This window comes from Nocardioides sp. (genome assembly GCF_047607185.1).
Lineage (GTDB): Bacteria > Actinomycetota > Actinomycetes > Propionibacteriales > Nocardioidaceae > Nocardioides.
In genome coordinates this window covers 1-25,930 of the sequence record NZ_JASGDQ010000001.1, presented here as the reverse complement: position 1 = coordinate 25,930, position 25,930 = coordinate 1, and the positions used below count along the sequence as shown (strand labels likewise).

Here is a 25,930-nt window from a genome sequence, read left to right as displayed (position 1 = left end):
ACCTCATGTTCCAGTCGGGTTTCTCGTCAATCTAGGTCGCCCCGGGACGCCGTCCCCATCGGTACTTCCCGGCATGGGATAGGTGAAATCCTCAGCCGCCGCTCGCGGCCCGGCCCCCCGAGCGTCGATCATCTAGAGTGGGCGTCGTGGTGGACTCACGTACACCGGAGATCGCCGCCTCCGACTTCGTCGCCATGATGAGCGCCTCCCCGACCTGCGTCATCGTGCACGACGCCGTCACCCTCAACATCTTGTGGGCCAACCCGGCCGCCTGCGAGCTGCTGGAGTTCAGCCTCAGCGAGCTGCGGCCGTTGAAGTCGGTGGACATGTCGAGCCCGGCCCAGGAGTACAACCGGGCCGAGGCTCGTGCCTGGCTGCACATCGCCGCCGAGCGCGGCAAGAACCAGGTGGAGTGGCACTACCGCTCGAAGTCGGGCCGGGTCATCCCGACCGACGCCGTCGCGACCCGGATCGAACTGGCCCGCGGCACCGCGGTGATGGTGCAGTTCCGTGACATCGAGCGCGGCCGCTCGATGGAGCGCGATCTGCGGCTCACCACCTCGTATGTGGCGGCCCTGGCCAGGCACACCGCCACGATGGCGATCATGCTCGACAACGAGGGCGAGATCCGCTACATCACCGACTCGCTCGCCCAGCGGCTCGGCGTCACCTCCACCTCGGTGGCCTCTCTCCTCGCGCTGCGTGGCACGCTGCGCTGCGAGGGCGCCGTGGTGACCTGGGCCGAGGCCCTGGAGCGTGCCAACCCCGTGGTCGCGGTGCAGCTGCGGATCGGCAGCCGCGACGGCGTGGTCTGGCTGGAGGGGTCGCTGGAGCGGCTGCGGGACGAGGAGGAGGGCCTGCTGCTCCTCCACGACGCCACCGAACGGGTGGAGTCCGAGGCGCGCCAGCAGCACGAGGCCGAGCAGGAGAACTACCTGGCCCGCTACAACGCCATGGGCGACATGGCGATGGCGATCGCCCACGAGCTGGGTCAGCCGCTCGCGGCGGCGCGGAACTTCCTGGTCGGGATGCGGGCCCGGGCCAATTCGCTCAGCGCCCGCTCGGCGGAGCCGACCCCGCTGCGCGACCAGCTCGTCTACGGCATCGAGCACACCCTCAAGCAGATCGAGCGGGCCTCGGCCATCGTGGCCGCGGCGCGCATGTTCGTCGGCCACCAGGAGAGCATCGAGCAGGTCGTCGACCTCAACGAGATCGTCGAGAACTGCCTGCACTTCATCCGGCTTCGCGCCGTACCCGGGTGGGTCCAGGTGGAGGTCCAGTTGGATCCCGAGCCGGTGCTGGTGCGCTGTGAGCGGGTGCTGACCGGACAGGTGATCCTCAACCTGTGCTTCAACGCCATCGACGAGATGATGCAGTGCCCGCGAGACACCCGCCGGATCGTGCTCTCCACCTCCCGCCGCGACGGTCAGGGGCGCTTCGGCGTCGACGACCACGGCCGTGGCCTGCCACGAGACCCCTTCGTGGGGGCCTTCACCTCGAAGGAGCGGGGCAGCGGCATCGGGCTCGCGCTGAGCTACCGCATCATCACCCGCCAGCACGGCTCCATCTGGGCGGAGAGGCGGCCCGAGGGTGGGTCGCGGTTCGCCTTCGCGCTGCCGCTCGCGGCCCCGGAGGTGCCGGGGCCGGCCGGGCCGCGATAGGTGAAATCCTCAGCCCCGCGCGGGGAAGTCTCGATACCGTCCCGCACCGCGGGTGCCTACCGTCGGCTCATGGCCGAGGAGATCACCCCCACGCAGCTGGAGTTCCGGGCCGCCATGTCGAATCTGTCCGCCGCGGTGAACATCGTGACGACCGACGGCATCAGCGGCAAGGCCGGGATCACCGTCTCGGCGGTCTGCTCGGTCACCGACACCCCGCCCACGCTGCTGGTGTGCGTCAACCAGCGCAGCTACACCCACGACATCTTCCGCACGAACCGGCGGATGGCCGTCAACGTGCTGGCGCCGGAGCATCAGGAGATGGCGATGCACTTCTCCGGCGCCACCAACCGCTCCCTGGAGGAGCGGTTCGCGCTGCCGGGCTGGGACCACGCCAGCTACGGAGTGCCCGTGCTCGAGGACGCGGCAGCGGTGCTGGTCGGACGGATCGGGGCGGAGTTCACCCAGGGCACCCACACGATCATGTGCGTCGAGGTCGACGACATCGCCGTGCGCAGCGGTTCGGGCGGCCTGGTCTACTTCCAGCGGTCCTTCCACGACCTCGCCGCCCCCTTCTCCGGTTGACGCCCGACAACCTGGAGCCCGCCCGATCACGACCCAGCCCGGAGGATCATCAGATGCGCGATGCCCCCACCACGATGACGCTGATCTGCTACGAGGACACCCACGGCTACGGCTGGAAGCATGTCGACCTCTTCGTCCACGACGCCGCCGGGCGCGAGGTCAACTGGGTGCACTGGGGCGTGGCCGCGGACGGCCCCGACGCCGCCGACGAGGTGACCGCGACGGTCGAGCCGCTGCTGCGGCGCACCTCGCCGTGGCGGCATGGCGTCAGCGAGTCGGGGATGAACTACTGGGTCGCCGACGCGGCCTGGGCCACGGCGTGAGCGAGCTTGTGAGCGAACCACAAGCACCACGCCAGCCACGAGCGCAGCGAGGGGCGCAAGCGTGAGCGTGAGTGATCTCTGGCGGCCCTGGTCGCTGAGCGAGCTGGTCGCCGACCTGGCTGCCGGGCGCACCTCCCCCGAGGCCGCGCTGGAGCGCGCCGAGGCGCGCATCGCCGAGACCGAGCCGACGATCCACGCCTGGGTCGAGCGCCATCCTTCGGCGCCGTCGTACGTCGCGGGGGTCCCGCTGAACGGCGTCCCGCTCGGCGTCAAGGACATCATCGACCTGATCGGCTATCCCACCCGGTGCGGCTCGGCGCTGCGGGCCGAGGCTGCGCCGGCCGAGGCCGACGCGGCGATCGTGGCGGCCTGGCGTCGTACCGGCGCGGTGCCGCTGGGCAAGACGGTGACCACCGAGTTCGCGTTCTTCGCTCCCGGCCCGACCGCCAACCCGGCCAACCCCGGTCACACTCCCGGCGGCTCGTCGTCGGGATCCGCCGCGGCCGTCGCCGCCGGGCAGGTGCCGCTCGCGCTGGGCTCGCAAACCGCCGGCAGCGTGACCCGTCCGGCGGCGTACTGCGGGGTCGCCGCCCTGGTGATGAGCCGCGGCCGGTTCCCGACCACCGGCGTCGCCGGGCTGAGCGAGTCGCTCGACGCCCACGGCGTCTATGCCGCGACGCCGGCGGATCTCCAGGTCGCCTGGAGCGCGCTGACCTCGCAGGCCCCGATCACGCCCGCTCGGGCACCGCGCGTCCTGCTGTGGGACCCAGCCCCGCTCGGCCCGGTCACCGAGTCGATGCGCGCCGCGGTCGAGCGGGCCCGCGCCCGGCTGGTCGCGGCCGGTGCCGAGGTGGTCGACCTGGCCGAGTCGGCGCTGATCGCCGAGACGGCGGCGGCGCATCCGGTGGTGATGGCCTACGAGGCCGCCCGGGAGCGTGCGGCGGAGCTCGCACAGGCCGACCGGCTCTCCGAGCCGCTCGCGAAGCTGCTGCGGACCGGCGCGGCCACCACGGCCGAGGACTACCGGTCGGCAGGCGCCGTCGTCGCGTCGGCCCGCTCGGCCGTCAGCGCCCTGCTGACCACCCACGACCTGATCCTGGGGCCGGCCGCGCTGGGGGCGGCGCCAGCCGGCTTGGCCGCCACCGGCGACCCGATCCTGAGCAGGCCCTGGCAGGCGCTCGGCCTCCCCCAGGCCACCATCCCGGGCCTGCGCGACGAGGCCGGGATGCCGTTGGGCCTGCAGGCCATCGGCCCGGCCGACGGCGAGGGCGAGCTGCTCGGCCGGGCGAGCTGGATCGCAGAGCGGCTCTGATCGCCGAGGCCCTCAGCCCGGCTCAGTCGCCGTGGCAGCAGCCGCCGTCGTCCGTAGCGGTGCCGCAGTGGCTGCTCGCGTTGGCCGGCACGTCGAGGGTCGGGTTGCGGTCGAAGAAGCCGTGCGGCTTGAGGGTGAACCCGGCGTAGTCGACCGGCATCACCGGCCAGTCCTCCAGTCTCGGGAAGTGAGTCAGGCCGAAGGTGTGCCAGAGCACGATGTTCTCGCCGTCGATCGGGCGGTTGCCCTCGACATAGCGCGGCAGGCCGGCGTTGCCGGGGTGCTGGTTGACCCGGTCGCCGGCGGCCCACAGCTCCTCGGGGGCGAAGGGCGTGACCCACAGGTGCTTGGTGGCGAAGGCGGCGCGAGCGCGGATAGAGGAGCCCTCCGCGGCCAGCAGCGTGGGCAGCCCCTGTGGATAGAGGACGTACGACGTGGGCCGGCCCACCCGGTTGACCCGCTCGGCGCTGGAGACGGCCCAGACCCGGCCCCTGCCGGGGTCGGCGAGGCGCTGGGCATCGGCCTCGCGCTCGAGCCGGGTGATGGAGCGGGTGAAGGCATTGCCAGTGGGGTTGCCCTCCCCCATCGGCACCGGCTGGGCCTCGATCTCCTCGACGCTCATCGCGGTACCGTCCACGGCCATGTGGAGGCGGGCCGAGAACAGGTGCTGGTGGTAGGGGGTGCCGAGGCCGGGCCCGAGCAGCGAGGCGTAGGTCTCGTCCTCACCGTCGTGGGTCGAGGGGAAGACCACGCCGGTCGCCTTGACCTCCAGCTGGATGGTGCCGTCGAGGTAGAGGTACCAGTAGAAGCCGTAGTCGTAATTGCCGACCGTGGTGAAGAAGCTGATGACCAGCCGGCGCTGGCGGCGTACCTCGCTGCTGTCGTTGTAGACGTCGGTGTGCTTCCACAGAGTGCCGTAGTCCTCCTCGTGGATGCAGATCGCATTGGGGATCACCTGCGGCCGGCCGGTGTGGTCGCAGACGACCGCGTCGACGTAGGTGATCTCCCCCAGGCAGTCGCAGCCCAGCCGCAGCGAGTTGGCCAGTCGGCCGTACTCGTACTCGCCGGCGTCGAAGTAGTTCTGCCAGTGGTGGGTCGGCGCCGGGTCGGCGTAGGGCACCACCATCTCCGAGATCGAGGCGCGGTGGACGATGCTGCGCAGCTCCTCGCCGTCCTGGAAGGCGAGCTGGTGAAGGGTAAGGCCCTCGCGGCCGTTGAACCCCACCCGGAGCGACCAGTTCTGCCAGCACAGCAGGCCGTCCTCGTAGGTGAAGCTGACCCCCTCCGGCTGGGTGATCTCGATCGGCCGCAGGGTGGTGCGCTCGGGGCCGCGATAGGCGGGGTCGAGAAAGTCGTAGCTCTGCGTCGGCATCGGCAGGTCGTTGGCCTCCACGACCCGGAGCACGCGGCGGTTGGTGAGGTCGACGTGCGCCACCACGCCGCTGACCGGGTGCGACCAGGCCAGGCCGTTCTCTCGTCGCTGCACGAAGGCGTGCACCCGGCATACCCGCAGGCCCACCTCGTCCTGGTAGCCGAAGACGCCGGCGGACAGCGGGGCGGTGCGGACCTGGTCGAGCGAGGGGACGCCGTGGCGCAGGATGGCCGCGCACCACTCGGGATCGGCCTTCACGATCTCGTCGGCGAGGACGTACTCCTCGTCGAGGATCGGCGCCTGGCCCTCGTGGACTCCGTCGACCGTCTCCGCGCGGGTGACCGCGGCGGCGCCGAGGTCGACCTCGACCTCGGTGAGGCCGGCGTCGGCCAGGTCGAGCAGCAGCGCCGAGACGCGTCGCACCGGGGTGGCCTGACCGGACTCGAAGGCGGCGATCTCGCTCTGCGACGGCTCGATCAGCCGGACGTAGGTCGTTCGTACGGTCTCCCCGAGCAGGCCGGCCGTGACGAGAACGGCGTGGAATCGGTCGATCTCCTCGACGGTGAGCGGGCCGAGCGGGTGCCGGCTCGTGGCCGGTGCGGTGGTGGTCATCAGGCGGCTCTCTGGATGTCGGCTGGCGGGTTCGGGTCGAGTCAGATCTCGAGGTGGTGGTGGAGCACGTCGCGCACCAGCGCGCCCAGGCTCTCGGCCTCCGTCTTCGCCTTGATCCGGGCCCGGTGGACGTCGATGGTCTTCACCGAGGCGCCCAGTTCGCGGGCGATCAGTTGGCTCGGCGTGCCGGCCAGAACCAGCCGGAGCACGTCGCGCTCGCGCGGCGTCAGCGACTCCAGCCGTCTCGCGACGTCGCGCCGGACCCGCGCCTCGGCGAACAGCTCGGTCGCGGTGCGCAGGTGCTCCTGGACGGTGTCCAGCATCTGCTGGGGCTCGTAGGGCTTCTCCAGGAAGTCGACGGCGCCCTGTCGCAGGGCGCGTACCGACATGGCGATGTCACCGTGGGCCGAGCAGAAGATGATCGGTGCCGGGTAGTCGCGGGCCGCCAGCTGCTCCTGGAGCTGGAAGCCGTTCAGGCCGGGCATCCGCATGTCCACGATGAGGACCGCCGGCTCCTCGGGATCGAACTCCGCCAGGAAGGTCAGGGCGTCGGGATACGTCAGCACCTCGATGCCCACGCTGCCGAAGAGGAACACCAGGGACTGCAGCAGGTCGGAGTCGTCGTCGACGACATGCACGACTGCCGCGGCCACCTCCGGAATGGACTCCATCCGATCGCTCCCTTCCACGCACGCCGTCAATGCTCCACCTCGATCATCACCGCAGCACGCAAGGCGCGGGAACCGGCCCGGTCGCGGACCCACGGCTCGGGTGGGTCATGATCAGAGCACGACGGTGACGGTCTTGGTCTCGGTGTTGGCCAGGATGGCGTCGTACCCAAGCTCACGGCCGAGGCCGGAGGCCTTGGTGCCGCCCCAGGGCAGCTGGGGCGCCAAGGGGGACCAGCCGTTGACGCCGATCGCGCCGGCCTGGAGCGAGCCGGCGACCTGGTGGGCACGCCCGACGTCGCGGGTCCAGACGGTGGCCGCCAGGGCGTAGTCGCTGTCGTTGGCCAGCGCGATCGCCTCCTCGTCGGAGTCGAACGGCACCACGGTCCCCACCGGCCCGAAGATCTCCTCCCGCGCAATGGTCATCTCGTTGGTGCCGGCGAAGACCGTCGGCCGTACGTAGAAGCCGGGCCGATCCACGGGCGATCCGCCGGCGACCAGGGTCGCGCCCTCCGCCTGGCCCTTCGCGACGTACCCCACCACGCGGTCACGCTGCACCGCGTTGACCAGCGGGCCCATCGTGGTCGACTCCTCGAGCGGGTCGCCGAGGACCTGCGCCGCCGCGGCCTCCTTCAGGCCCTCGAGCACCGCCTCGTAGACACCGCGCTGCACGAGGATCCGCGAGCCGGCGGCGCAGGTCTGGCCCGAGTTCACGAACAGGCCCATCCCGAGGCCACCCACCGCCGAGGAGAGGTCGGCGTCGTCGAAGACGATCTGGGGCGACTTCCCGCCCAGCTCCAGGGTGGTCCGCTTGAAGTTGCCGGCCGAGGCCCGAAGGATCTCGCGGCCCACCTCGGTGGAGCCGGTGAACGAGACCTTCTGCACGCCGGGGTGCGCGGCGAGCGCGGCGCCGGTCACGTGGCCGAGGCCGGGAAGGATCTGTACGACGCCGCTCGGGAAGCCCGCCTCCTCGATGAGCCTGCCCAGATGCAGGATCGAGAGGGACGCGTCCTCGGCGGGCTTGACGATGATGGTGTTGCCACAGGCCAGCGCGGGTGCGAGCTTCCAGCCCAGGATCATCATCGGAGAGTTCCACGGGACGATCGCGGCGATGACGCCGACCGGCTCGCGCACGGTGTAGGCGAAGGCGGCTCGCCCCAGGTAGCCGTCGTTGCGCATCGTGTCGCCGTTGATCTTGTCCGCCCAGCCGGCGTAGTAGCGCAGCGAGGCGGCCAGGTTGGGGACATACATTCCCCGGCCCATCGCCGCCGGGCCGCCCATGTCGAGCGACTCGATGGTGCTGAGGATCTCGGCGTCGCGCTCGACGAGGTCCGCCAGCCGGTTCAACAGGGCGCCCTTCCCCGCCGCCGGCACCGCCGCCCAGCTCCCTCGCAGCGCCTCGGTGGCCGCTGCGACGGCGTCGTCCACGTCGGCGACCGAGGCTGCGGCGACCTCGGCCAGCTTCTCGCCGGTGGCGGGGTTGAGCGTCTCGAAGACGCCCGCTCCCCCTCGGCGCCACTCGCCCCGGAGGAGCAGATCGGTGGTCAGATCCGGTGTCGTGGTCATGTGCGGCCGCTTCTTTCGCCAACAGGGACTGATGATCGAGGCGAGAGCACGCCGTCCCAGCGGATGTCCGGGCTCCACACCGTGTTCCGCGCCACGCTAAGAGCACCACAGGGAGGCGGTCCATCGGCGCTTCTCCCCACGGCCGCAAAGAAATCCCCTACGTCGTGGCCACACGACGTGCAGCCCGGCGGCCTGGGTGACCGCCACCGAGGCGGTGCCCTGCGCCGCCAGCGTCCACCGGCGCACCTGGCTGCTCCGGGCCCGACCGGTGCGGCACCATGCGGCGAAGTGCTCGCAGTTGTTCCTGATCAGGTGGTAGTCGGTCGAGCCGATGAGCGACTCGGCGTTGCGCATCGTCTCCTCGGCGTCGACCGCACGCTTGTACTGCCTCACCCGGACCTCGTCGCCGGCCGCGAACTCCTCGAGCGGGGTGCGGGCGACGTACCGGATGCTGCCTCGCGGCCCGACATAGTGGATGACCGAGCCGTCGCCGCAGTCGATGCCGTGGTGGGTGTAACGGCGTCCGCGACTGACGTAGATGTGGTCCCCCCGAACCATTACCGCAGCCCATGCCCTTTGCTCGTTCGGCCTCGGTCCCACCCTATCGTGGTGCCTCGGGGGCATCAGGAGGAACGAGCAGGAGGAGGGACGACCAGGATGGCGACACTCGACCGGGACGCGGTGAGGGCATTCCGCAAGCGCATGATCGGGGTGCTCGACGACGCCGCGCTGGCGCTGCTCCTCGGCATCGGCGACGAGCTGGGGCTGTTCGACGCGATGGCGCGCACCGGCCCGGCGGACAGCGCCACGCTGGCCGCGGCCGCGGGCGTCGACGAGCGGTATCTGCGCGAGTGGCTGGACGGGATCGTCGCCGGCCAGGTGGCCGAGTACGACGCCGAGACCCGGCGCTACACGCTGCCACCGGAGCACGCGGCGTCGCTGACCGCCCTCGACGGCCCGGTGAACCTGGCCCGCACGCTCACGATGGTCACCATGCTCGCGGGCGTGGAGCCGGAGCTGCGCGAGCGGTTCCGGCACGGCGGCGGGCTGGGATACGACCACTTCCCCCGGTTCCACTCCTTCATGGCCGCCCAGTCCGCGGCGACCCACGACGCCGGCCTGCTCGACGTGGTGGTGCCCACGGTGCCGGGACTCCACGAGCGGCTGACGCAGGGCGCCACGCTCGCGGACGTCGGCTGCGGGTCCGGTCATGCGGTCAACCTGCTGGCCCGGGCCTATCCCGCGAGCCGGTTCGTCGGCTACGACCTCGGCGCGGCGGCGATCGAGGCCGCCCGGGCGGAGGCCGCGGCCTGGGGGCTGACCAACGCCACCTTCGAGGTCCGTGACGTCGCCCGGCTGGGCGAGGAGGCGTCGTACGACGTCGTGACCGCTTTCGACGCGGTCCACGACCAGGCGTCCCCGGACCTGGTGCTCGCCGGCATCGCCGCCGCGCTGCGCCCCGACGGCATCCTCCTGATGGTCGACATCAAGGCCGAGACCGGGGTGGAGAACAACCTGACCCTGCCCTGGGCGACCTATCTCTACACGATGAGCCTGATGCACTGCATGACGGTCTCCCTCGGCCAGGGCGGCGCCGGGCTCGGCGCGGTGTGGGGCCGGCAGCTGGCCGTGCAGATGCTCGAGGAGGCCGGCCTGCTCGACATCGAGGTCAAGGAGATCCGCAGCGACCCGTTCAACTACTTCTACGTCGCACGCAAGCCGGCGGGCGCATAGGGCTTGCCCCGGAAGTCCGGCTCACCGTGTCCAGGAGTCGTGCGAGTAATACTGCGAGTTTTACCTCGGTGACACCGGGCATCGTTACGCTTCGGACGTGAAGAAAGACCGCAAAGCCAAGGGCAGCAGTGGTGAGGGGCCGCGTCCTCAGTACCCCATTGAGTCTGTCGACAACGCGCTCCGGATCTTGCTTCTCCTGGGTGAACACAGCAGCATCCGGCTAACCGACGTCAGCGAGTATCTCGGGGTCGCCTCCTCGACCGCGCACCGGTTGTTGGCGATGCTCCAGTACCGTGGCTTCGTCCGACAGGCGGCGAGCTCTCGCGCGTACGAGCCCGGCCCCACGCTGACGACCATCGCCTTCGCGGTGCTGCGACAGTCGGACATTCGCGAGCGCCTGCACCCGGTCCTGCAGCGCCTCTCGGCGAGCCTGGGCGAGACCGTCCACCTGGGCCGGCTCGACCGCGACACCGTGACGTTCGTCGACTCGGTCGAGAGCCCGCGAGCGGTCCGAGTGGGCTCCCGACTGGGCATGACGATGCCGGCGCACTGCACGTCGTCGGGCAAGGCGCTGCTGTCGATGTTGGACGACGAAACACTTGACGCTCTCTATCCCGAGGAACAGCTGCCGGGACTAACGAGGAAATCCATCACCAAACGCTCGACGCTGCTGCGCCAGATCGCCAAAGTCCGCCGCGACGGTTACGCGACCAGCGAGGAGGAAAGCGAGGAGGGAGTCGCCTCGGTGGCGATTCCGCTCGGCGAATACGGCGCCTCCCGTTACGCCCTCAACGTGTCCGCCCCTCGCGGTCGGATGACCGAGCAGGTGCGGACCGAGATCGCCGACGAGCTCCGTGGCGTGGCGAACGAGGTGGCCGAGTACTTCCTGTAGTCCGCGCGCTCTCAGCGGCCGTCGACCAGCCCGTTCTCGCCGAGCCAGTCGATCACCGTGTCGGCGACATGGGCGACGTGCTCGGGCTGTCCGATCAGGTAGTGCGAGCCGCCTGTGACAGCCAGCAGTCGCTTGTTCTCGTGGGGAACCGCGTCGTACAGGGCACGGGCGTGCGAGGGGAAGCAGACCTGGTCGGCGGTGCCGTACATCACCAGCGTCGGGACACTGGTGCGCGCGATATGGGCGGGGCCGTCGCAGTTCGACTCGTCGAGGCTCCACTGGCTCAGCCACGAGCGCAGGCTGGTGTGGTGACCGAGCGAGACCGGTTGGAAGTTCGCCCGGCGCGGCGGTCCCCACATCGTCCCGGGCTCGCGATCGGAGGGGTCGATCGTGACGTCGAGGAATCGCGGGTCCGCCGTCGTGCCGTGCACCAGGAACGGCAGGTCGTCGGGGCCCTCCGGATCCCCCGCGAGCAGGTCGAGCCGCGCGCGCACCCAGTCGGTGATCCGCCGGTTCCGCGCCACCTGTGCGGCCCGATAGCGAGCCAGGAACTCCTCGGAGTACGGCGGCCCGTTGCGCGAGTCGAACATGTCGAGGTCGGGGTCGCGCCGAAACGGGTCCGCCTCGTCGAGGATGGCCGGGTCGAGCGCCTCGGTATACACCGCGGCACGGCCCGGATGGGCCATCAGCTCCACCAACGCGTCGACCGGGGGCAGCGACGCGACGGTGAGGTCCGGCGGGTCGCCGGCGGGCGTCGCACGGATCGTGGCCGACTCGGCCTGGCTCTGGTAGAGCGCCGTAAGGCCGCCACCGCCGGAGTTGCCGACCAGGACGACGTGGTCGTAGCCACGTTCCGTGCGCAGGTAGGACACCGCCGATCCCACATCGAGCACGCAGTTCTCCATGACCAGCGCGCTGTCGTTGCCGAGATAGCGAGTGCAGAGCCCGACAGCGTCCACGCCCCTTGCCGCGAGCGGCCCGAGCAGATAATGGCCCAAGAAGCTGGAGCTCGGGTGGACGATGACGATCGCCGTCCGCGACGGTTGGCCCGCCCGGTGGAGCGATCCCCAGATCTTGCCGGCCATCCTCGCCACACCGGAGTAGATGTCGAGGCGATGGCTGGCACCCATCGGGATGCCGAGAAGCTCGATCTCGGGTCGGAGGCTCGGCTCAGGCAACGGTGCGTCCCCCGTCGACGACCATGGTCTGGCCGGTCATGAAGGCGGCGGCATCGCTCGCCAGGTAGAGCACCGCTTGCGCGATCTCCTCGGGCTCGCCCGCACGGCCGACCAGGATCCGCTGGGTCAGGAACTCCAGCCGGCTCGGGTCCGCGAAGACCTCTTCGGTGGCCGGGGTCCTGATCAGACCCGGCGCGACGGCGTTGCAGCGGATGCCCTGCCCGGCGAAGTCGAAGGCGATCGAGCGGGTCAGCGAGACCACCGCGCCCTTGGCGGCGATGTAGGCGGCGAACGACGGGCTGGCGGCCAGTGCCGACGTGGAGGCGGTGTTGACGATGACGCCACCACCGCCGGCGATCATGTGAGGGATCGCGAACCGGCAGCCGAGGTAGACACCGCGCACGGTCACCGCCATGGATCGATCCCACTCCTCGAGCGTGGTGGTCACCACGGTGCGGTTGAGCGGACTCCAATAGGCGTTGTTGTGCAGCACGTGCAAAGCGCCGTACGCCGCGACGGCGTCCTCGACCATCCCGGCGACAGCCGCCTCCTCCGAGACGTCGAGCACCGCGGCGCGAGCGGTGCCGCCCGCGCCGTTGATGAGCGTGACGGTCTCCTCGGCGCCTTCGCCGTTGATGTCGGCGACGGTCACCCGAGCGCCCTCGCGGGCGAACGCGACGGCTGTCTGCCGACCGATGCCCGAGGCGGCGCCGGTGACGACGACGGAGCGGTCCTCGAATCTGCGGAGGCTATTCATGCCGCCCCTGTCCGACGGACGGCCCCGATCCCGTGCCCGTCACGAGGCGACCGCCAGCTTCTCCTGGAGCCACTGGTCGACCGCCCTGTCGGCGGCCGCGGCGTCGTCGTCGTTCAGGGCGCGGTTCTGGAAGGTCAGCTCGAGACGGACGCCGTTGGGGTCGAAGAAGTAGATCGACGACCAGATGCCCTCGTGCTCCACGATGCCGACGACCTCGACGCCGGCGGCCTCCAGCCGCTCCTTGGCCGTCACCAGCTCCGCACGCGAGGGCAACGAGAGCGCCAGGTGCGGCGCCCATCGCGGCAACGCCGACTCGTGGTGATCGATGTCCACACCCTCGATCTCGAAGAAGGCGATGCACGATCCGTCGCCGAGCGAGAAGAAGGTGTGAAGGAACGCCATCGGCTCACCGGTGCTGCCGACCGCCTCCTCGCGGGCATAGCCGACGAGCTTCAGCCCGAGCACCTCGGTGTAGAAGGCCCGGGTCGCGGCGGTGTCACGGGTGACGTAGGCGACGTGGTTCAGGCTGCGTGGGAGCGGAGTGGGTGTCATGACTTCTTGCCTCTCTTGGTTGATGGGTGGAGCTAGTGAGGAAGGGTGCCGACGGACGAGTCCGTCCCGTCGATCTCCTCCCGGGCCGAACGCCGACCGAGGTACGCCGCGTGCAGCAGATCGGTGTCCGCAGCCAGCTCGGCGGCGGCTCCGGCGTACACGACGCGTCCGGTCGCCAGCACGTACGCGCGGTCGGCGACACGCAGGGCGTTCCGGGTGTTCTGCTCGACCAGCAGCACGGTCAGACCGTCCTGCTTGAGCTCGGCAACAAGGTCGAAGACCGCCCCGACCATCACCGGCGACAGTCCGAGTGAGGGCTCGTCGAGCATGATCAGCCGTGGTCGACCGACCAGCGCGCGGGCGATCGCGAGCATCTGCTGCTCGCCGCCCGACAGTGTTCCGGCCAGCTGGGACCGACGGTCACCGAGCACCGGGAAGCGGTCGTAGACCTGGTCGATGTCCTCCCGGAGCGCCTGCTTGTCCCCGCGCAGGTAGCCACCCAGTCGCAGGTTCTCCTCGACGCTCAGCCGGGCGAACACGTCGCGGCCCTCGGGGATGTGAGCGACCCCGGCCCTGGCCATGACCTCGGCGCGGTCACCGGTCACGTTCCTGCCCTCGAAGCTGATCGTCCCCCCGGTCGGGCGCACGTCGCCGGCGATCGCCTTGAGCAAGGTGGTCTTGCCGGCGCCGTTGGCACCCAGCAGGGTCACGGTCTCCCCCTCGGCGACGACCAGGTCCACGCCGTGCAACACCCGCACGCCGCCGTACCCGGCGACCAGACCGGCCAACTCGAGCATCGCCATCTCAGACCTCCGCCCCGAGGTAGGCCTCACGCACGGTCCGGTCGGCGAGGATGTCGTCGGGTGTTCCGGCCGCGATGATCTTGCCGAAGTTGAGCACCGTGATCCGGTCGCTGGCTCCCATCACGACCTCCATGTCGTGCTCGACGAGCAACACCGTCACACCCGAGGCCCGCAACTTCAAGATGTCCCGCATGATCTGTCGGGACTCCACCTCGTTCATGCCGGCGACCGGCTCGTCGAGCAGCAGCAGACGTGGGTTGGCCGCCATCGCCCGGGCCAGCTCCAACCGCTTCTGTACGCCGTAGGGCAGCCCGGCCGCGAGCCGAGCTCGGTACTCCCCCAGCTCCAGCAGGTCGATCAGCTCCTCGGCGCGGGCCCGGAGTCGTCGCTCCACCGCCGCCCGGCGGCTGAGCAGGCTCGGCGCGTGGGTGTGCTGCGCGACCAGGACGTTCTCCAACACCGTCAGCCCACCGAAGAGCCGGATGTTCTGGAACGTCCGCACCAGTCCGTGCCGCACCCGCTGGTGAACGGCGTCGCGGGTGATGTCGCGGCCGGCGAAGGTGACCGTTCCCTGATCGGCGCGGACGAACCCCGAGATCATGTTGAACAGCGTGGTCTTGCCGGCACCGTTAGGCCCCACGATCGCGTGGATGTGGCCGGCTTGGACCTCGAGCGAGACGTCATCGACGGCGCGCAGGCCACCGAAGGACCGGCCTACGCCGGACAGGGTCAGGATCGACTCAGGCATCACTGGCTCCTCGCATCACACGCGGCTGTCGCGAACGGGCGATCGTGCTCCGCGCCAACCGGAAGAGCACGCTCGGAGTGCTTCGTCGCAGGCGGCGCGGTTGGACGATCCCCTGGGGCCGGATGATCATCAACAGCACCATCAGACCGCCGTACAGGAAGAGGTAGTGGCCGTCGACCCAGCTGACGTACTCCGGCAGCAGGGTGAGGATGACGGCGCCGACGATCGGCCCCCAGAAGCTGTAGAGCCCGCCGAACAGGACGTAGAGCACGATGACGATCGACTGCTGCACGCCGAAGGACTCCGGAGAGATGTAGCGCAGGTAGTGCGCGAGCAGCGCGCCGCCCACGCCGGTGACGAAGGCGGAGACCACGAACGTGGCGATCTTCACCCGGATCACGTCGATGCCGGCGGCCTTGGCCGCGAGCTCGTCGTCCCGTACCGCCATCGACTCGAGGCCGGGGCGCGACCGGGAGAAGAGCCAGATCGCCACCGCGACCACGGCAAGCGTGAGGAGAACCAGTGACATCGAGGTTCCGGTCATGCCCACCAGGCCGCCGGTGCCGCCGGCGTACCCCCAGACGGAGAACCCGATCTGCACCAGCTGCGCGAAGGCGACCGTCACCATCGCCAGGTGCAGCATCGAGAGTCGCAGTCCCGGCACCCCGACGATGCCGCCGGCGATCCCGGCGAGCACACCACCCGCGACCATCGCCACCGGCAGCGGCGTGCCGTGCTGGGTGGTGAGCAGCGAGGCCGTATATGCGCCGATCGCCATGAAGCCGGCGTGCCCCAGCGAGAACTGATTGGTGTTGGCGGTGAGCCAATACCCGAGCGCCAGGATGACATTGATGCCGGTGAGGATCACCAGACCTTGGGTGTAGGCCGACATCAGACCCGCGTCTCCCGAGTCCTGGTGCCGAAGAGTCCCTGCGGGCGGAGCGTGAGCACCGCGATCAGCACGATGAACGCGAAGGCGTTGCGGAAGTTGGCCGAGACGTAGGCGACGCTGAGCACCTCGAGGACGCCGATGAGGAAGCCGGCCGCCACCGCGCCGGTCACGTTGCCGAGCCCGCCGAGCACCATGATCGCCAGCCCCTTCAAGGTCGCGTCCATCCCGATATAGGGGCTGATGGTGTGGACGGTCAGACCGGTCAGGACACCCGCCGCACCGACCAGACAGCCGGAGATGACGAACGTCGCGATCACGATCCGCTGCACGGGGATGCCCAGCAGCGCGGAGGTCGCGGGCCGCTCGGAGACCGCGCGGAGCGCCAGCCCGAGCGAGGTCCGGTGGATCAGAGCCTGCAAGGCGACCATCGTCGCGACCGCGATGCAGAAGACGAGGATCTGGGGCAGCGTGACCTCCACGAAGCCGAGGTCGAAGACCTTGTTCGGCACCGCCTCGGGGAAGCCGCGGCTCTCGCTGCTCCAGATCTCGGACGCGGTGGAGCTGAGCAGGATCCCGACCCCGACCGTGCTGAGCACGGGCGCGGTCGGGTAGGCGGCCTTGACGAACTTGAAGGACAGGAAGTAGGTCAGCACGGCGATGCCCGCCCCCGCCGCCATCGCTCCGAGAAGAGCGACGACGAAGGGGGCGCCGACTCCCGTCATCAGCACGAGACCGACGAACCCACCGAACATCAGCGTCTCGCCAGCCGCCATGTTGAGCTGGCCGAGGACTCCGATGAGGAGCGTCAGGCTCAGTGCGATCAGCGAGTACGTCGCGCCCAGGACGAGACCGTTGAGTATCTGCTGGGTCAACAGCATCGGGGACCTCTTCTGCTTCCGCTCGGATGGCTCAGTCGGTCACGACGGTCGGGTGATGACCATCTGGCCGTTGGTGACCGTCGCGATCTGCGGCACCCGGATGACGTCGCCGTCCTCCTTCAGCGTGGTGTCGCCACCCATGCCGACCCAGCCCTGCACCTGGGTCGCGAGACCCTTCATGATCTTGGTGCGGTCCGGGGCGAGGTCGCTCTCCTTGTTGGTGACGCCGTCCTTCTTGATGATGTCGACCAGGATGTAGACCGCGTCGTAGGCGAAGGCGGCGTTCAGGCTGGGAGTCTTGCCGGTCTCCTCCTTGTAGGTCTTGATCAGTCCGCCCGGCCCCGGCTCGGTGGTCGTCGGGTCGAACTGGGCGGCCATGATCGTCCCCTCGACGGCCTTGCCGCCGGCCTTGATGTAGTCGTCGCCGGCGCTCTGGATGCCGCCGGAGGTCAGGATCTGGGGATGGAAGCCCTGTCGGTCCATCTCGATCGCGACCCGGGCCGCGTCGGCCGGGCCGGAGGCCACGAACACCGCGTCAGGATTCTTGGCCTTCAGGTTGGTCACCTGGGCGGAGAGGTTCTGGTCACCGGTGGTGAAGGTCTGGGTCGTGATGATCTCCTTGCCCAGCTTCTTCATCATCTCGGGGTAGCAGGTCTCGGCCATGTACGTCGAGGTCGCGTCCTTGGCGTCCTCGATGATGGCGAAGGTGCTCAGTCCGCTCGCCTGGATCGTGGCGGACAGCGACGCCTGGGTGTGGGCGCAGTCCTCCGCGGTCAGGTGGAAGATGTGCGGACCGGCCGCCTGCACGACGCCGGGCTTCCCGACACCGGGAGCGAGCATCGGCATACCGAGCGAGTCGGCGACCGGGCAGCTGGCCTCGCACTCGTTGGAGAGCAGTGGGCCCACGGTCGCCAGGACGTTCTCCTCGGTGGCGAACTTCCGGACGATATTGGTCGCCGTGCTGACGTCGCCGCGGGTGTCCTCAATGACCAGCTTGATCGGGACTCCGTCGACGCCCCCGTTGGCGTTGATCTGCTCGGCGGCGAACTTCGCGCCCTCGACGGCGCTCTTGCCGCTCTCGGCGTACGCGCCCTCCTGGGCACTCATGACGCCGAGCGTGATGGCCTTGCCCTCGATCTTGGCCGCGGGCTTCTCGGTGAGAACGCGGGCGGGATCGCCCGACGGCGGTGGCGCGACCTTCTTCGCGCTCGTCGACGACTGGTCGCTGTCCGCGTCGCTGGAGCAGGCTGCCAGCGAGAGTGCCAGCAGTCCCGCGGCCCCGACGGCGGCGATCCGGCTCGCGCGTGACGCGGTTCTCGAGATGGGTGTCATGGGTTCACTCCGTGTCAATGGGATCCGAGACTGGAAACTGGAAAGGGACGAGTGCAGGCCTAGCTGCTGGGCGGCAGCGGCATGTCCTTCCAGAACTCGATGTGCGTCCGCAGGACGACCTCGCCACTCTGGAAGACCTCGGCCCTGCCGCGCTGGTACTCCTCGTCCGCGTAGAACGCCTCCCAGGCCTGCTCGCGATGCTGGTCGCTGTCCCATTCGAGGATGTATCGAATGGTGTTGGTCGTCCCGGCGATGACCTCCCAAGGACCGATCATCTTGATGCCGTGTCGCTCGAAGGTCGGCTTGGAGACCTCGTGGACATAGCGACGGACGCTGTCCCGGGAGCCGGGAGCAAGGTCGTACTGACGAAACTCGTAGTGCCGCATTTCTTCTCTACCTCCGCGTTCGGCTTGCTTGCCTCGCCGGACCCCCTCGGCGAATTCATTCTGGACCACGGAATATTCTTCCGCAAGATGAAATCAGAAACTATTTCTGCTTAACAGAGGATTAGGTTCGGTCGCCCGATCGAGGCGCGCCAGCTCATGGCGCCAGGCCGCCTCCAGGTTCAGGCCACCACCCAGATCCGGGAGCTCGGCCAGGTCTCGTGGCTCTATCGGGCGCAAGGAGCCGCCCGACGCGGTGATCGCGAGGGAGAGCGTGGCGATCGTGTGCACGGACTCGGCTCGCAGGACCGCCTCGGGCACCGAGGATCCGGTCGAGGTCAGGCCATGGCCTCGCATGACGACCACGGGCCGGTCGCCCAGCGCGTCGGCGACCTCGTCGCCGAGCACGGCGTCGCGCACCAGCACCGAGCGCGAGTAGACCGGGACCCCGGCCGCGGCCAGTGTGGCGCCCGGAATGTCGAACGCGCCGATGAGCGGCAGGATCGGCAATCCGGCGAGGTCCGCCGCGACCACGTCGCGCGGGTGCGCGTGGACGACGCAGGTGACGTCCGGGCGGCGCCGGAGCAGCTGGGTGTGTAGCGGCAGCTCGTACGGCGGCGTGTAGCCGCCGTCGAGCTCCCCGGGAGCACCGGGGCCGCCGTCGAGGTCGACCAGCCTGATGTCGGCCTCTGTCGTGTCGGCAAGGCCGCTCTCACGCGGCCCACGACAGCGCACCAGGAGGCGATCGTGGTCCACGCGAAGGCTGATGTGCCCCAGGATCCCCGGAGCGAGCCGACGAGCCGCCAGCACCCGGCAGCCCTCGGCGATCTCGGCGCGAAGCGCGTCCAGCTCTCCCGTCACGACGACACCGGCTCCCCGGCGCGAAGCTCCGCACAGGCCTCGTCGTACGCCGTCCCGCGAGCGATCGCCCTGCGCAACTGCGCCGACGCCTTGGGCCAGTTGACGCTCAGCCCGCCGCTGACGCCACCGTCGCGGCCTTCCCAGACCGCGACCAGGCGGAACGGCTCCGCCCGCTCGATGACCGTGGCGGGTCGAGCCGGATCACGGACGCCGAAGAGCTGGAGCTTCCAGTCGTACTGGTCGCTCCATACGTAGGTCACCGGATCGTGGTCGATCTGCTCGTCGGGGTGGGCGAGGTTGTGGGCCACGCAGTTGGCCTGCTCGATGGCGTTGGTCCAATGCTCCACCCGTCCCCGCGCGCCACGGCGGGGCTGGTGCCAGGATGCCACGTCCCCGACCGCGTACAGGTGCGGGACGCCCCTGACCCGACCACGCTCGTCGCAGACGACGCCGTCCGCGACCGGCACCCCGGCCGGCTCCAGCCAGGAGCGGTCCAGCTCGGCCCCGATCCCGACGATGACGACGTCGACCGACACCGTGCTGCCATCGGAGAGCGCGGCGCGGAGCCCATCGCCCTCCCGCTCGATGCCGGCGACGAGCAGCCCGTACCGGGTGTCGACTCCGTTGACGCGATGCAGCTCGGCGAGCCTCTCTCCCAGCTCGGGACCGGCGACCCGGGCCATCGGCACCGGGACGGGGTCGACCATGACGACCTCGAGGCCACGCTCGCGGCACAGCGATGCCATCTCGGCACCGATGAAGCCGGCGCCGACCACCAGGACGCGGCGAGCGGACACCAGCCGATCGCGCATCGCCCGGGCATCGGCCAGGGTGCGGAGCACGTGGACGCCGTCGAGCGACCACGGCGCCGGTCTGGCCCGGAGCCCGGTGGCGATCACCAGGTCGTCGTACTCGAGCATGGCGCCGTCATCGAGGTCCACCTCGCGAACGGCGGGACGCAGGCCCGTCACGCGACGGCCGAGAAGGAGCTCGATGCCGAGGTCGTCCGCTTCTCGCTCGGTGATCAACGGCACCCGGATCTCACCGCCGAGAGCGACCTTGGACAGCGGTGGCTTGTCATAGGGCGGCTCGGTCTCGGCCTCGACGACACGCACCCTCCCGGCGTATTCGTTGGCCCGCAGCGCCCGCGCGGTACGGATCCCCGCCACCGAGCCGCCGACGATAACGACGCCCCGGCTCGGCGAGCGGCCCATCAGTCCTCCAGCCACAGCGCGGAGACCGGGCAGCTCTTGGCCGCCGTCTCGACCCGGGCGCGATTGTCGTCGTCGACCTGGGTCTTGAGCAGGACGACGACGCCGTTGTCGTCGATGTCGTAGACATCGTCGGCACCGACCACGCAGTTCGCGTATCCCTGACAGGCGGCCAGATCAGCCTTGAGGACAGCCATCTAAGATCTCCTTCATCCCTTGATTCCCATCCCGCCGTCGGAGTGGACGACACGTCCCGAGATGCCGCGTGCTCGGTCGGCGGCGAGGAACACGTAGCTCCAGGCGTGGTCGGCGCCGGAGAGCGCGACCCCCAGCGGATTGCGACCGGCGAGCTCGGCGGCCCGGTCGGGACCGTCGAGCCGGCGATCGCTCAGCCCGAGCCGGGCGAGGCCGCGCAGGTCGGTGGCGAGGGTGCCGCCCGGCGCGACGCCGTTGACCCGCACCTCGGGGGCCAACTCGTAGCCGAGCGTGGTGACCAGGCCCCGGACCGCGAACTTCGAGGCGACGTAGAGCGTCCCGCCTCGACCGGGGGCGTAGGCCGAGGTCGACTCGGTGAGGATGATGTTGCCTCGCGACGCGCGTAGTGCCGGCGTGGCCGCCTTGACGCTGTGCAGCATCGACTTGACGTTGACCGCGAACATCTCGTCGAAGGCCGCGTCGAGGTCCTCGACGTCGATCTCCGCCAGCGGCCGGTAGAAGTCGAAGATCCCGACACAGCTCACCAGGACATCGAGGCCCCCGAAGCGTCCTACGACCGACGCGACCGCCTCCTCGTTGGCCGCGGCGGTGACGGCGTCGCCCCGCGTCACCACCACCTCGGGAAGCCGGCCCGAGAGCGAGTCGCACTTGGCCCGGTCCACCTCGAGGACGCCGACGCGAGCACCTTCGGCGAGGAACGCGTCGACCACCCCTCGTCCGATGCCCGACCCGCCGCCGACGACCAGCGCCCGCTTGTCCTTCAGCCAGCCGTCGCTCACGAGCCCCCCTCCTCGATCAGCGGACCGAAGGGATTGCCGATCATCGCCGAGAAGGTGGCGGTGTTCTGCCAGGTCAACGACTCCAGCTCGAGCGGGTCGAGGCAGATCCACTGTCCTGACTTCGGTGACTCGATGAGCAGCCTGACACCGTTGCGGGTCAGCACCTTGGAGACGCGGATCTCGGAGAACTCGTTGCCGATCGTGATGGGCTGGCCCTCACGTCCGGACCGCAGGGTCGCGAGCTCCGAGCTCGCGCGCGCGGCGGCCGCGGCGTCCTCCGCCTCGCCCTCCCAGGAGAGCTTCATAGGAAGATCGCCAGGTTCTGGGTGCGCAGCACCGACTCGTCGACCGCGATGTGCCGGCGAGCCAGCAGCCACCGCTCGCCGACGCGCCGCAGCAGGTCGGTGCGGCCGGCGGAGATCAGCGACGGCTCGTTGACATCGCCCCGGCTGCGAAAGAGCAGCACCGCCGACTCCACGACCAGCTCCTCCTCGACCGGCGTCGCGAAGGTACGGATGTTGGACAGGTGGTGACGGATCCGCGAGGGCGGGTCCTCGGTCCAGGCGTGCTCGGTGTGGAAGCGGGCGACGCGACGACTCAGGGAGTACTTGTCCTCGTCGAAGTGGGCCATCCGCCGCGCCGTGTCGTAGCCGGTGCCGAGCGCGGTGGTCACCCTGATGGGCATGAAGTAGTGGATGTCCTCGGCCAGCAGCTCCAGCCAGGCGCTGTAGTCCTGGCGGTCAAGAAGGTAGGCCTCCTCCACCAGCCAACGGTGGGCCAGCAGGTGCCGGGCGTCGTCGTGGCCGAGCGAGTCACCCACCGCCGCCGTGGTCGAGGCCTCCTGGCCGAGAGGGGACTGACGCGAGTCGATCGGAACATAGGTGCTCACGACCTCACCCCTCGCTGCGCTCGTGGCCGGCGTGATGCCCTCGGTTCGCTCGCAAGCTCGCTCACGAGACCACCTCGACCGGGTCCGCCGGAGCAGCCGCCGGGCCGCCGATCAGGATCGGCGTGGTGGCCAGCGGCGGCATCTCGAGGTGGTTGGCCCAGAGGTCGAGAAGGTGTCGCTGGTTGTACTCGCCGTACCCCACCCGGGCCTCGCCGGGGCCGGCGAACTCCTCGGGGGTGAGCGCGGGCACGAACGTGGTGCCATCGTGCAACATGCCCATCCGACCGTTGAGCAGCAGTCGGCGTGCCATCGTGCCGCCGGCCATGTTGGTCAGCGACACCCAGTTCTCGACATCGTCCTGCTCGAACATCCCGCTGCTGCCGAAGCACATCAGGTAGGCCTTGTAGGACAGCTTCTTGAAGCTCTCGGGCGCCTCCTTGTCGACGACGAACCAGGACAGCACCTCGGTCTCGTTCTCACTGATGGGCTGCCATTGCCTCAGCGAGATGAACGGGAGTACGTCGTCGGTGTCGGCGACCTTGGGCCAGTTGTGCACCAGGCTGAGGTTGGGGAAGACCGAGGCGGCGGAGATCATGAAGCCGTCACGCCCGATGACGTCCACCTGCTCCGGGGACCATTGGGCCCTCATCCGCTCGATCATCTCGGCCGGGTAGCCGACATACGCGAGGCGTTCCTCGAAGGTGCCCGGAGGAAGCTTGTACGTCGTTCCGCCGCCCCGGCCCGCCCAGTAGGTGTTGCCGTCCTTGCGCTTCTCCGCCTTGGGCTCGCGGAAGAGCCCGATCTCCACGACGCTGGTGTGCGTCTGCGGCGTGTGGTACATGTCGCCGGCGAAGTTCTCGGCGCCGATCTTCCAGTTCGCCTTGATCCGCCACCGCTGCGGGCCGAGCACCTCGACGCCACTGGCGCTCTGCTTGGTGTAGTAGTCAAGGTAGAAGGCGAAGTCGCCCAGGAACTCGCGCAGCGGCGGCGCGTCGGGATCCATCGAGACGAAGATCAGGCCGTTGTAGCTGTCCAGGCTCGGCGCCGGCAGCAGTCGCTGGCCCTTGCGCGTGAAGCCCTCCTCGCCGCCGTAGGCCTCCTGATGGAAGGGCAGGCCGACGATCCGGCCGTCGTTGCGGTAAGACCAGCCGTGGTAGGGGCAGCGGAAGTGCGAGGCGTTGCCCTGCTCGGCGCGACAGACCTGCATGCCCCGGTGCAGGCACATGTTGAACATCGCCCTCACCTCGCCGGCCTGGTCGCGACTGACGATGAACGAGTTGTCCAGCACCCGGCGCACGACGTAGTCGCCCACCTGCGGGACCTCCGACTCGTGCGCCACGAACGCCCAGGACCGGCTGAACAGCCGCTCCTTCTCCGCGATGAACACCTCGGGGTCGTTGTAGATGTGCGCCGGAAGCATCCCCCGTCGGACATTCGCGAGGACGTCTGCCGCGTCGCGCATGGAGACCTCAGCTTTCCATTGATTTCTGTTAAACAGAACAATACTCTGATCGACAGAGAGGGCGTTGTCAATCGACGCCCACGACGAGGAGGTAAGCCGACATGCTGAACTTCGAGGACAAGGTCGCATTGGTCACTGGTGCGGGCCGCGGGCTCGGCCGTGCCCACGCGCTGCTGCTCGCGTCGCGCGGAGCCGCGGTTGTCGTCAACGACTACGGCGGCGCGCTGGATGGCAGCGACCCGAGCTCCGCGCCGGCCGAGTCGGTGGTCGCCGAGATCCGCGCCGCCGGCGGTCGGGCCGTCGCCAGTACCGAGAGCGTGGCGACCTCGGCGGGCGCCCGCGCCATCGTGGACACGGCGTTGAGCGAGTTCGGCCGGGTCGACATCGTGGTCAACAACGCCGGCAACACCGGCGGCAGGCCGACCTTCGGCGAGATCGCCGACGACGTCGCGGAGGCCATGATCGGCGTACACCTCTTCGGCACGCTGCACGTCACCCAGGCCGCCTGGAGCCACATGAAGGAGCAGGGCTACGGCCGAGTGGTCAATACCACCTCGGGCGTGGGGCTGTTCGGGAAGATGAAGTCCACGACGTATGGCGCAGCGAAGCTGGGGATCGTCGGCCTCTCCGCGTCACTGGCCATCGAGGCGGAGGAGTTCGGGATCCGGGTCAACTGCGTCGCCCCGATCGCCAGCACCAGAATGGCCAGCGATGTCTTCGGCGCCCTCGACAAGCATCTCGACCCGGCATTGGTCTCCCCCGCGGTCGCCTACCTGGCTCACGAGAGCTGCCCGCTCAACGGCCGGGTGCTCTCCGTCGGCGGCGGTCGCGTCGCCGAGGTCTTCTTCGGCACCGCCCCGGGCTACTTCGATCCCGAGCTCACCCCTGAGGGCGTGCGGGACAACCTCGACCAAGTGCTGGACCACGGTGCGTACGTCGTGCCCACCGACGCGATGGCGGAGGTCGGCATCACCGCCGCCCTCCACGGACTCTGACACGGCGTCGCGACCGGGTTCGCGCCGGCTCTCGTCCCGGCGGGGTCAACCGTCGGCGAGGCGCGCCGGAAAGCCAGCGGTCGCGACCGGACCCCAGCGCGTCGGGGTGATCCGCAGCAGCGACTTGCCCTGGTCGACCATCGCCTGGCGGTACTCCTCCCAGTCGGGGTGCTCGCCGGAAATGTTGCGGAAGTACTCCACGAACCCGTCGAGCGCCTCCGGCACGTCCAGCACCTCGCCGGTGCCGTCGACCTGCACCCAGGCGCCGCTCCAGTCGTCGGAGAGCACCAGCACGCTGACCTCCGGGTTGGCGCGGAGGTTGCGCACCTTGGCCCGCTCCGGATAGCTGGCGATCACCAGTCGGCCCGAGTCGTCGACACCGCCGGTGACCGGCGAGGCCTGCGGCGATCCGTCGGCGCGGCGAGTGATCAGCACGAACCGGTGCCTCGGCCGGACGAACTCCAGCAGCCCGGCGAGGTCGACGTTGGTATTGGTAGCGATCGTGCGTGGCATGGCCTCATTCTCCCCCGCGTTCCCCTCCGCTTCTCCGCCGTCGGCCGCCGCCCGCGACCTGCGATATGTTGACGTCGCTCACACGGGTGTCGGAAGGATGGGCCTTGTCAGCTCCGGGGAAGGTCGGCTACCACCACGGCGACCTGCGCACGACGCTGCTGGCGACCGCGATGGCGATGCCTGCGAGGACGAGCGCGCATCCACCGACCCCGGCGCCTTGTCGAACCACGCCGCCTGGGTGCCACGCGCAGGAGCAGCCTCAGCGTCGGTGAGTTTGAGAAGCTTGCGCAAGCGTGCGTTCTCGGCCCGCAGACTCTCCAGTTCGGCATGCAGATCGCTCACGGCCCCATCCTGCCCGGGTCGGACCCCGCAGCCGTGGCCGGTTTACACTAAGAACAATTAGATTCCACTTACTCCATCTAGGAGGCTGGTCGTGTCCGAGCCGCTTGCAGACGACGTCGAGACGCTGCGCGCTGCCCTGGACAGGTCGCCAGATGACGTGAAGGTTACGCTGAGCCTTCCCCGCAAGAGCGCCGAGAAGGTGCTCGCCCTGCTGGACGCTGAACGCACCACGGGGGCGGTCGTGATTCCGATCAAAGAGGTGTTCACGACCACCGAGGCGGCCACCATGCTGGGCTTGTCAAGACCGACGCTGATGAAGCTCATCGAGGCCGGCGAGATCGCCCACGTGAAGGTTGGCACCCACCACCGCATCCCCGCGCAGGCGATCCTCGACTTCCAACGAGCACGCCAAGCGCG

At 69.6% G+C, this 25,930-nt stretch carries 29 protein-coding genes; 8 read left to right on the top strand and 21 right to left on the bottom strand.

The annotated features are described in order from the left end of the window. The first annotated feature begins 146 nt into the window (after positions 1-146). The 4 genes from QM595_RS00145 to QM595_RS00130 all read left to right on the top strand — a co-directional run bounded on the left by QM595_RS00145 (position 147) and on the right by QM595_RS00130 (position 3,878). The gene (locus QM595_RS00145) at positions 147-1,661 is read left to right on the top strand and encodes an ATP-binding protein (protein WP_415169484.1); all 1,515 of its coding nucleotides are present in this window, start codon (positions 147-149) and stop codon (positions 1,659-1,661) included. A 69-nt stretch (positions 1,662-1,730) separates the two neighbouring features. Next, positions 1,731-2,243 (top strand): flavin reductase, encoded by a 513-nt coding sequence (locus tag QM595_RS00140; protein WP_415169483.1) that lies wholly within the window; start codon positions 1,731-1,733, stop codon positions 2,241-2,243. Between the two features lie 53 nt (positions 2,244-2,296). Further along, positions 2,297-2,566 (top strand): hypothetical protein, encoded by a 270-nt coding sequence (locus QM595_RS00135; RefSeq protein ID WP_415169482.1) that lies wholly within the window; start codon positions 2,297-2,299, stop codon positions 2,564-2,566. 61 nt (positions 2,567-2,627) lie between these two features. Then, positions 2,628-3,878, top strand: a complete 1,251-nt coding sequence (locus QM595_RS00130; protein WP_415169481.1) for an amidase family protein — start codon at positions 2,628-2,630, stop codon at positions 3,876-3,878. Between the two features lie 22 nt (positions 3,879-3,900). Here the strand turns inward: QM595_RS00130 and QM595_RS00125 are convergent, their stop codons facing one another. The 4 genes from QM595_RS00125 to QM595_RS00110 form a co-directional block, all read right to left on the bottom strand. Beyond that, entirely contained in the window at positions 3,901-5,862 is a 1,962-nt protein-coding gene (locus QM595_RS00125) for a primary-amine oxidase (protein WP_415169480.1), read from the bottom strand. A gap of 41 nt (positions 5,863-5,903) precedes the next feature. After that, positions 5,904-6,533, bottom strand: a complete 630-nt coding sequence (locus QM595_RS00120; protein WP_415169479.1) for a response regulator transcription factor — start codon at positions 6,531-6,533, stop codon at positions 5,904-5,906. 111 nt (positions 6,534-6,644) lie between these two features. Beyond that, positions 6,645-8,096: an aldehyde dehydrogenase family protein gene (locus QM595_RS00115; RefSeq protein WP_415169478.1), complete on the bottom strand. Its 1,452-nt coding sequence runs from the start codon at positions 8,094-8,096 to the stop codon at positions 6,645-6,647. Between the two features lie 96 nt (positions 8,097-8,192). Next, positions 8,193-8,654 carry a lecithin retinol acyltransferase family protein gene (locus tag QM595_RS00110; RefSeq protein WP_415169477.1) on the bottom strand — a complete coding sequence of 154 codons (462 nt, stop codon included), beginning with the start codon at positions 8,652-8,654 and terminating at the stop codon, positions 8,193-8,195. Between the two features lie 99 nt (positions 8,655-8,753). Here QM595_RS00110 and QM595_RS00105 point away from each other — a divergent pair, with 99 nt between their 5' ends. After that, complete coding sequence (locus QM595_RS00105) at positions 8,754-9,830, top strand: class I SAM-dependent methyltransferase (RefSeq protein WP_415169476.1); 1,077 nt, start codon at positions 8,754-8,756, stop codon at positions 9,828-9,830. 97 nt (positions 9,831-9,927) lie between these two features. Continuing rightward, positions 9,928-10,722, top strand: a complete 795-nt coding sequence (locus QM595_RS00100) for an IclR family transcriptional regulator (RefSeq protein ID WP_415169475.1) — start codon at positions 9,928-9,930, stop codon at positions 10,720-10,722. Between the two features lie 11 nt (positions 10,723-10,733). On the opposite strand, the gene QM595_RS00095 is transcribed toward QM595_RS00100, so the two are convergent. From QM595_RS00095 to QM595_RS00020, 16 genes are all read right to left on the bottom strand, one after another. Further along, positions 10,734-11,900: a serine aminopeptidase domain-containing protein gene (locus QM595_RS00095; RefSeq protein WP_415169474.1), complete on the bottom strand. Its 1,167-nt coding sequence runs from the start codon at positions 11,898-11,900 to the stop codon at positions 10,734-10,736. After that, positions 11,893-12,657: an SDR family NAD(P)-dependent oxidoreductase gene (locus QM595_RS00090; protein ID WP_415169473.1), complete on the bottom strand. Its 765-nt coding sequence runs from the start codon at positions 12,655-12,657 to the stop codon at positions 11,893-11,895. Before QM595_RS00090 ends, QM595_RS00095 begins: the two co-directional genes overlap by 8 nt. Positions 12,658-12,696: 39 nt before the next feature. Further along, on the bottom strand, positions 12,697-13,209 hold the full coding sequence (locus QM595_RS00085) for a VOC family protein (protein ID WP_415169472.1): 513 nt from the start codon (positions 13,207-13,209) through the stop codon (positions 12,697-12,699). A gap of 32 nt (positions 13,210-13,241) precedes the next feature. Then, positions 13,242-14,012: an ABC transporter ATP-binding protein gene (locus tag QM595_RS00080; protein ID WP_415169471.1), complete on the bottom strand. Its 771-nt coding sequence runs from the start codon at positions 14,010-14,012 to the stop codon at positions 13,242-13,244. Between the two features lies 1 nt (position 14,013). Then, positions 14,014-14,760: an ABC transporter ATP-binding protein gene (locus QM595_RS00075; RefSeq protein ID WP_415169470.1), complete on the bottom strand. Its 747-nt coding sequence runs from the start codon at positions 14,758-14,760 to the stop codon at positions 14,014-14,016. Beyond that, positions 14,753-15,652, bottom strand: coding sequence for a branched-chain amino acid ABC transporter permease (locus QM595_RS00070; RefSeq protein ID WP_415169469.1), 900 nt, complete (start codon positions 15,650-15,652; stop codon positions 14,753-14,755). Before QM595_RS00070 ends, QM595_RS00075 begins: the two co-directional genes overlap by 8 nt. Next, complete coding sequence (locus QM595_RS00065; RefSeq protein ID WP_415169468.1) at positions 15,652-16,530, bottom strand: branched-chain amino acid ABC transporter permease; 879 nt, start codon at positions 16,528-16,530, stop codon at positions 15,652-15,654. The genes QM595_RS00070 and QM595_RS00065 overlap by 1 nt, the downstream gene beginning before the upstream one ends. 39 nt (positions 16,531-16,569) lie before the next feature. After that, a complete protein-coding gene (locus tag QM595_RS00060) occupies positions 16,570-17,862 on the bottom strand; it encodes an ABC transporter substrate-binding protein (protein WP_415169467.1) in 1,293 nt (430 codons plus the stop codon). 59 nt (positions 17,863-17,921) lie between these two features. After that, the gene (locus QM595_RS00055; RefSeq protein ID WP_415169466.1) at positions 17,922-18,248 is read right to left on the bottom strand and encodes an NIPSNAP family protein; all 327 of its coding nucleotides are present in this window, start codon (positions 18,246-18,248) and stop codon (positions 17,922-17,924) included. A 93-nt stretch (positions 18,249-18,341) separates the two neighbouring features. After that, the gene (locus QM595_RS00050; RefSeq protein ID WP_415169465.1) at positions 18,342-19,106 is read right to left on the bottom strand and encodes a class II aldolase/adducin family protein; all 765 of its coding nucleotides are present in this window, start codon (positions 19,104-19,106) and stop codon (positions 18,342-18,344) included. Further along, positions 19,103-20,320: an NAD(P)/FAD-dependent oxidoreductase gene (locus QM595_RS00045; RefSeq protein ID WP_415169464.1), complete on the bottom strand. Its 1,218-nt coding sequence runs from the start codon at positions 20,318-20,320 to the stop codon at positions 19,103-19,105. The genes QM595_RS00050 and QM595_RS00045 overlap by 4 nt, the downstream gene beginning before the upstream one ends. Then, positions 20,320-20,514 carry a ferredoxin gene (locus QM595_RS00040; protein WP_415169463.1) on the bottom strand — a complete coding sequence of 65 codons (195 nt, stop codon included), beginning with the start codon at positions 20,512-20,514 and terminating at the stop codon, positions 20,320-20,322. Before QM595_RS00040 ends, QM595_RS00045 begins: the two co-directional genes overlap by 1 nt. A 12-nt stretch (positions 20,515-20,526) precedes the next feature. After that, a complete protein-coding gene (gene hcaB / locus QM595_RS00035) occupies positions 20,527-21,312 on the bottom strand; it encodes a 3-(cis-5,6-dihydroxycyclohexa-1,3-dien-1-yl)propanoate dehydrogenase (RefSeq protein ID WP_415169462.1) in 786 nt (261 codons plus the stop codon). Continuing rightward, positions 21,309-21,617, bottom strand: a complete 309-nt coding sequence (locus QM595_RS00030) for a hypothetical protein (RefSeq protein WP_415169461.1) — start codon at positions 21,615-21,617, stop codon at positions 21,309-21,311. Before QM595_RS00030 ends, hcaB begins: the two co-directional genes overlap by 4 nt. Further along, positions 21,614-22,201 (bottom strand): 3-phenylpropionate/cinnamic acid dioxygenase subunit beta, encoded by a 588-nt coding sequence (locus tag QM595_RS00025; RefSeq protein ID WP_415169460.1) that lies wholly within the window; start codon positions 22,199-22,201, stop codon positions 21,614-21,616. Before QM595_RS00025 ends, QM595_RS00030 begins: the two co-directional genes overlap by 4 nt. Before the next feature lie 61 nt (positions 22,202-22,262). Beyond that, on the bottom strand, positions 22,263-23,663 hold the full coding sequence (locus QM595_RS00020) for a Rieske 2Fe-2S domain-containing protein (protein WP_415169459.1): 1,401 nt from the start codon (positions 23,661-23,663) through the stop codon (positions 22,263-22,265). A 101-nt stretch (positions 23,664-23,764) separates the two neighbouring features. Between QM595_RS00020 and QM595_RS00015 the strand changes: the two genes are divergently transcribed. After that, positions 23,765-24,658, top strand: a complete 894-nt coding sequence (locus QM595_RS00015) for an SDR family NAD(P)-dependent oxidoreductase (protein WP_415169458.1) — start codon at positions 23,765-23,767, stop codon at positions 24,656-24,658. 45 nt (positions 24,659-24,703) lie between these two features. On the opposite strand, the gene QM595_RS00010 is transcribed toward QM595_RS00015, so the two are convergent. Next, complete coding sequence (locus tag QM595_RS00010; RefSeq protein WP_415169457.1) at positions 24,704-25,171, bottom strand: PPOX class F420-dependent oxidoreductase; 468 nt, start codon at positions 25,169-25,171, stop codon at positions 24,704-24,706. Between the two features lie 433 nt (positions 25,172-25,604). Between QM595_RS00010 and QM595_RS00005 the strand changes: the two genes are divergently transcribed. Beyond that, on the top strand, positions 25,605-25,930 hold a 326-nt coding region (locus QM595_RS00005; protein WP_415169456.1), incomplete at its 3' end, for a helix-turn-helix domain-containing protein.

Bases quoted from the DNA above. Each gene is read 5' to 3' on its own strand.
- QM595_RS00140 (WP_415169483.1), top strand. From the start codon at position 1,731: ATGGCCGAGGAGATCACCCCCACGCAGCTGGAGTTCCGGGCCGCCATG.
- QM595_RS00135 (WP_415169482.1), top strand. From the start codon at position 2,297: ATGCGCGATGCCCCCACCACGATGACGCTGATCTGCTACGAGGACACC.
- QM595_RS00125 (WP_415169480.1), bottom strand. From the start codon at position 5,862: ATGACCACCACCGCACCGGCCACGAGCCGGCACCCGCTCGGCCCGCTC.
- QM595_RS00120 (WP_415169479.1), bottom strand. From the start codon at position 6,533: ATGGAGTCCATTCCGGAGGTGGCCGCGGCAGTCGTGCATGTCGTCGAC.
- QM595_RS00115 (WP_415169478.1), bottom strand. From the start codon at position 8,096: ATGACCACGACACCGGATCTGACCACCGATCTGCTCCTCCGGGGCGAG.
- QM595_RS00110 (WP_415169477.1), bottom strand. From the start codon at position 8,654: ATGGTTCGGGGGGACCACATCTACGTCAGTCGCGGACGCCGTTACACC.
- QM595_RS00105 (WP_415169476.1), top strand. From the start codon at position 8,754: ATGGCGACACTCGACCGGGACGCGGTGAGGGCATTCCGCAAGCGCATG.
- QM595_RS00090 (WP_415169473.1), bottom strand. From the start codon at position 12,657: ATGAATAGCCTCCGCAGATTCGAGGACCGCTCCGTCGTCGTCACCGGC.
- QM595_RS00085 (WP_415169472.1), bottom strand. From the start codon at position 13,209: ATGACACCCACTCCGCTCCCACGCAGCCTGAACCACGTCGCCTACGTC.
- QM595_RS00080 (WP_415169471.1), bottom strand. From the start codon at position 14,012: ATGGCGATGCTCGAGTTGGCCGGTCTGGTCGCCGGGTACGGCGGCGTG.
- QM595_RS00075 (WP_415169470.1), bottom strand. From the start codon at position 14,760: ATGCCTGAGTCGATCCTGACCCTGTCCGGCGTAGGCCGGTCCTTCGGT.
- QM595_RS00070 (WP_415169469.1), bottom strand. From the start codon at position 15,652: ATGTCGGCCTACACCCAAGGTCTGGTGATCCTCACCGGCATCAATGTC.
- QM595_RS00065 (WP_415169468.1), bottom strand. From the start codon at position 16,530: ATGCTGTTGACCCAGCAGATACTCAACGGTCTCGTCCTGGGCGCGACG.
- QM595_RS00060 (WP_415169467.1), bottom strand. From the start codon at position 17,862: ATGACACCCATCTCGAGAACCGCGTCACGCGCGAGCCGGATCGCCGCC.
- QM595_RS00055 (WP_415169466.1), bottom strand. From the start codon at position 18,248: ATGCGGCACTACGAGTTTCGTCAGTACGACCTTGCTCCCGGCTCCCGG.
- QM595_RS00045 (WP_415169464.1), bottom strand. From the start codon at position 20,320: ATGGGCCGCTCGCCGAGCCGGGGCGTCGTTATCGTCGGCGGCTCGGTG.
- QM595_RS00040 (WP_415169463.1), bottom strand. From the start codon at position 20,514: ATGGCTGTCCTCAAGGCTGATCTGGCCGCCTGTCAGGGATACGCGAAC.
- QM595_RS00030 (WP_415169461.1), bottom strand. From the start codon at position 21,617: ATGAAGCTCTCCTGGGAGGGCGAGGCGGAGGACGCCGCGGCCGCCGCG.
- QM595_RS00020 (WP_415169459.1), bottom strand. From the start codon at position 23,663: ATGCGCGACGCGGCAGACGTCCTCGCGAATGTCCGACGGGGGATGCTT.
- QM595_RS00015 (WP_415169458.1), top strand. From the start codon at position 23,765: ATGCTGAACTTCGAGGACAAGGTCGCATTGGTCACTGGTGCGGGCCGC.
- QM595_RS00010 (WP_415169457.1), bottom strand. From the start codon at position 25,171: ATGCCACGCACGATCGCTACCAATACCAACGTCGACCTCGCCGGGCTG.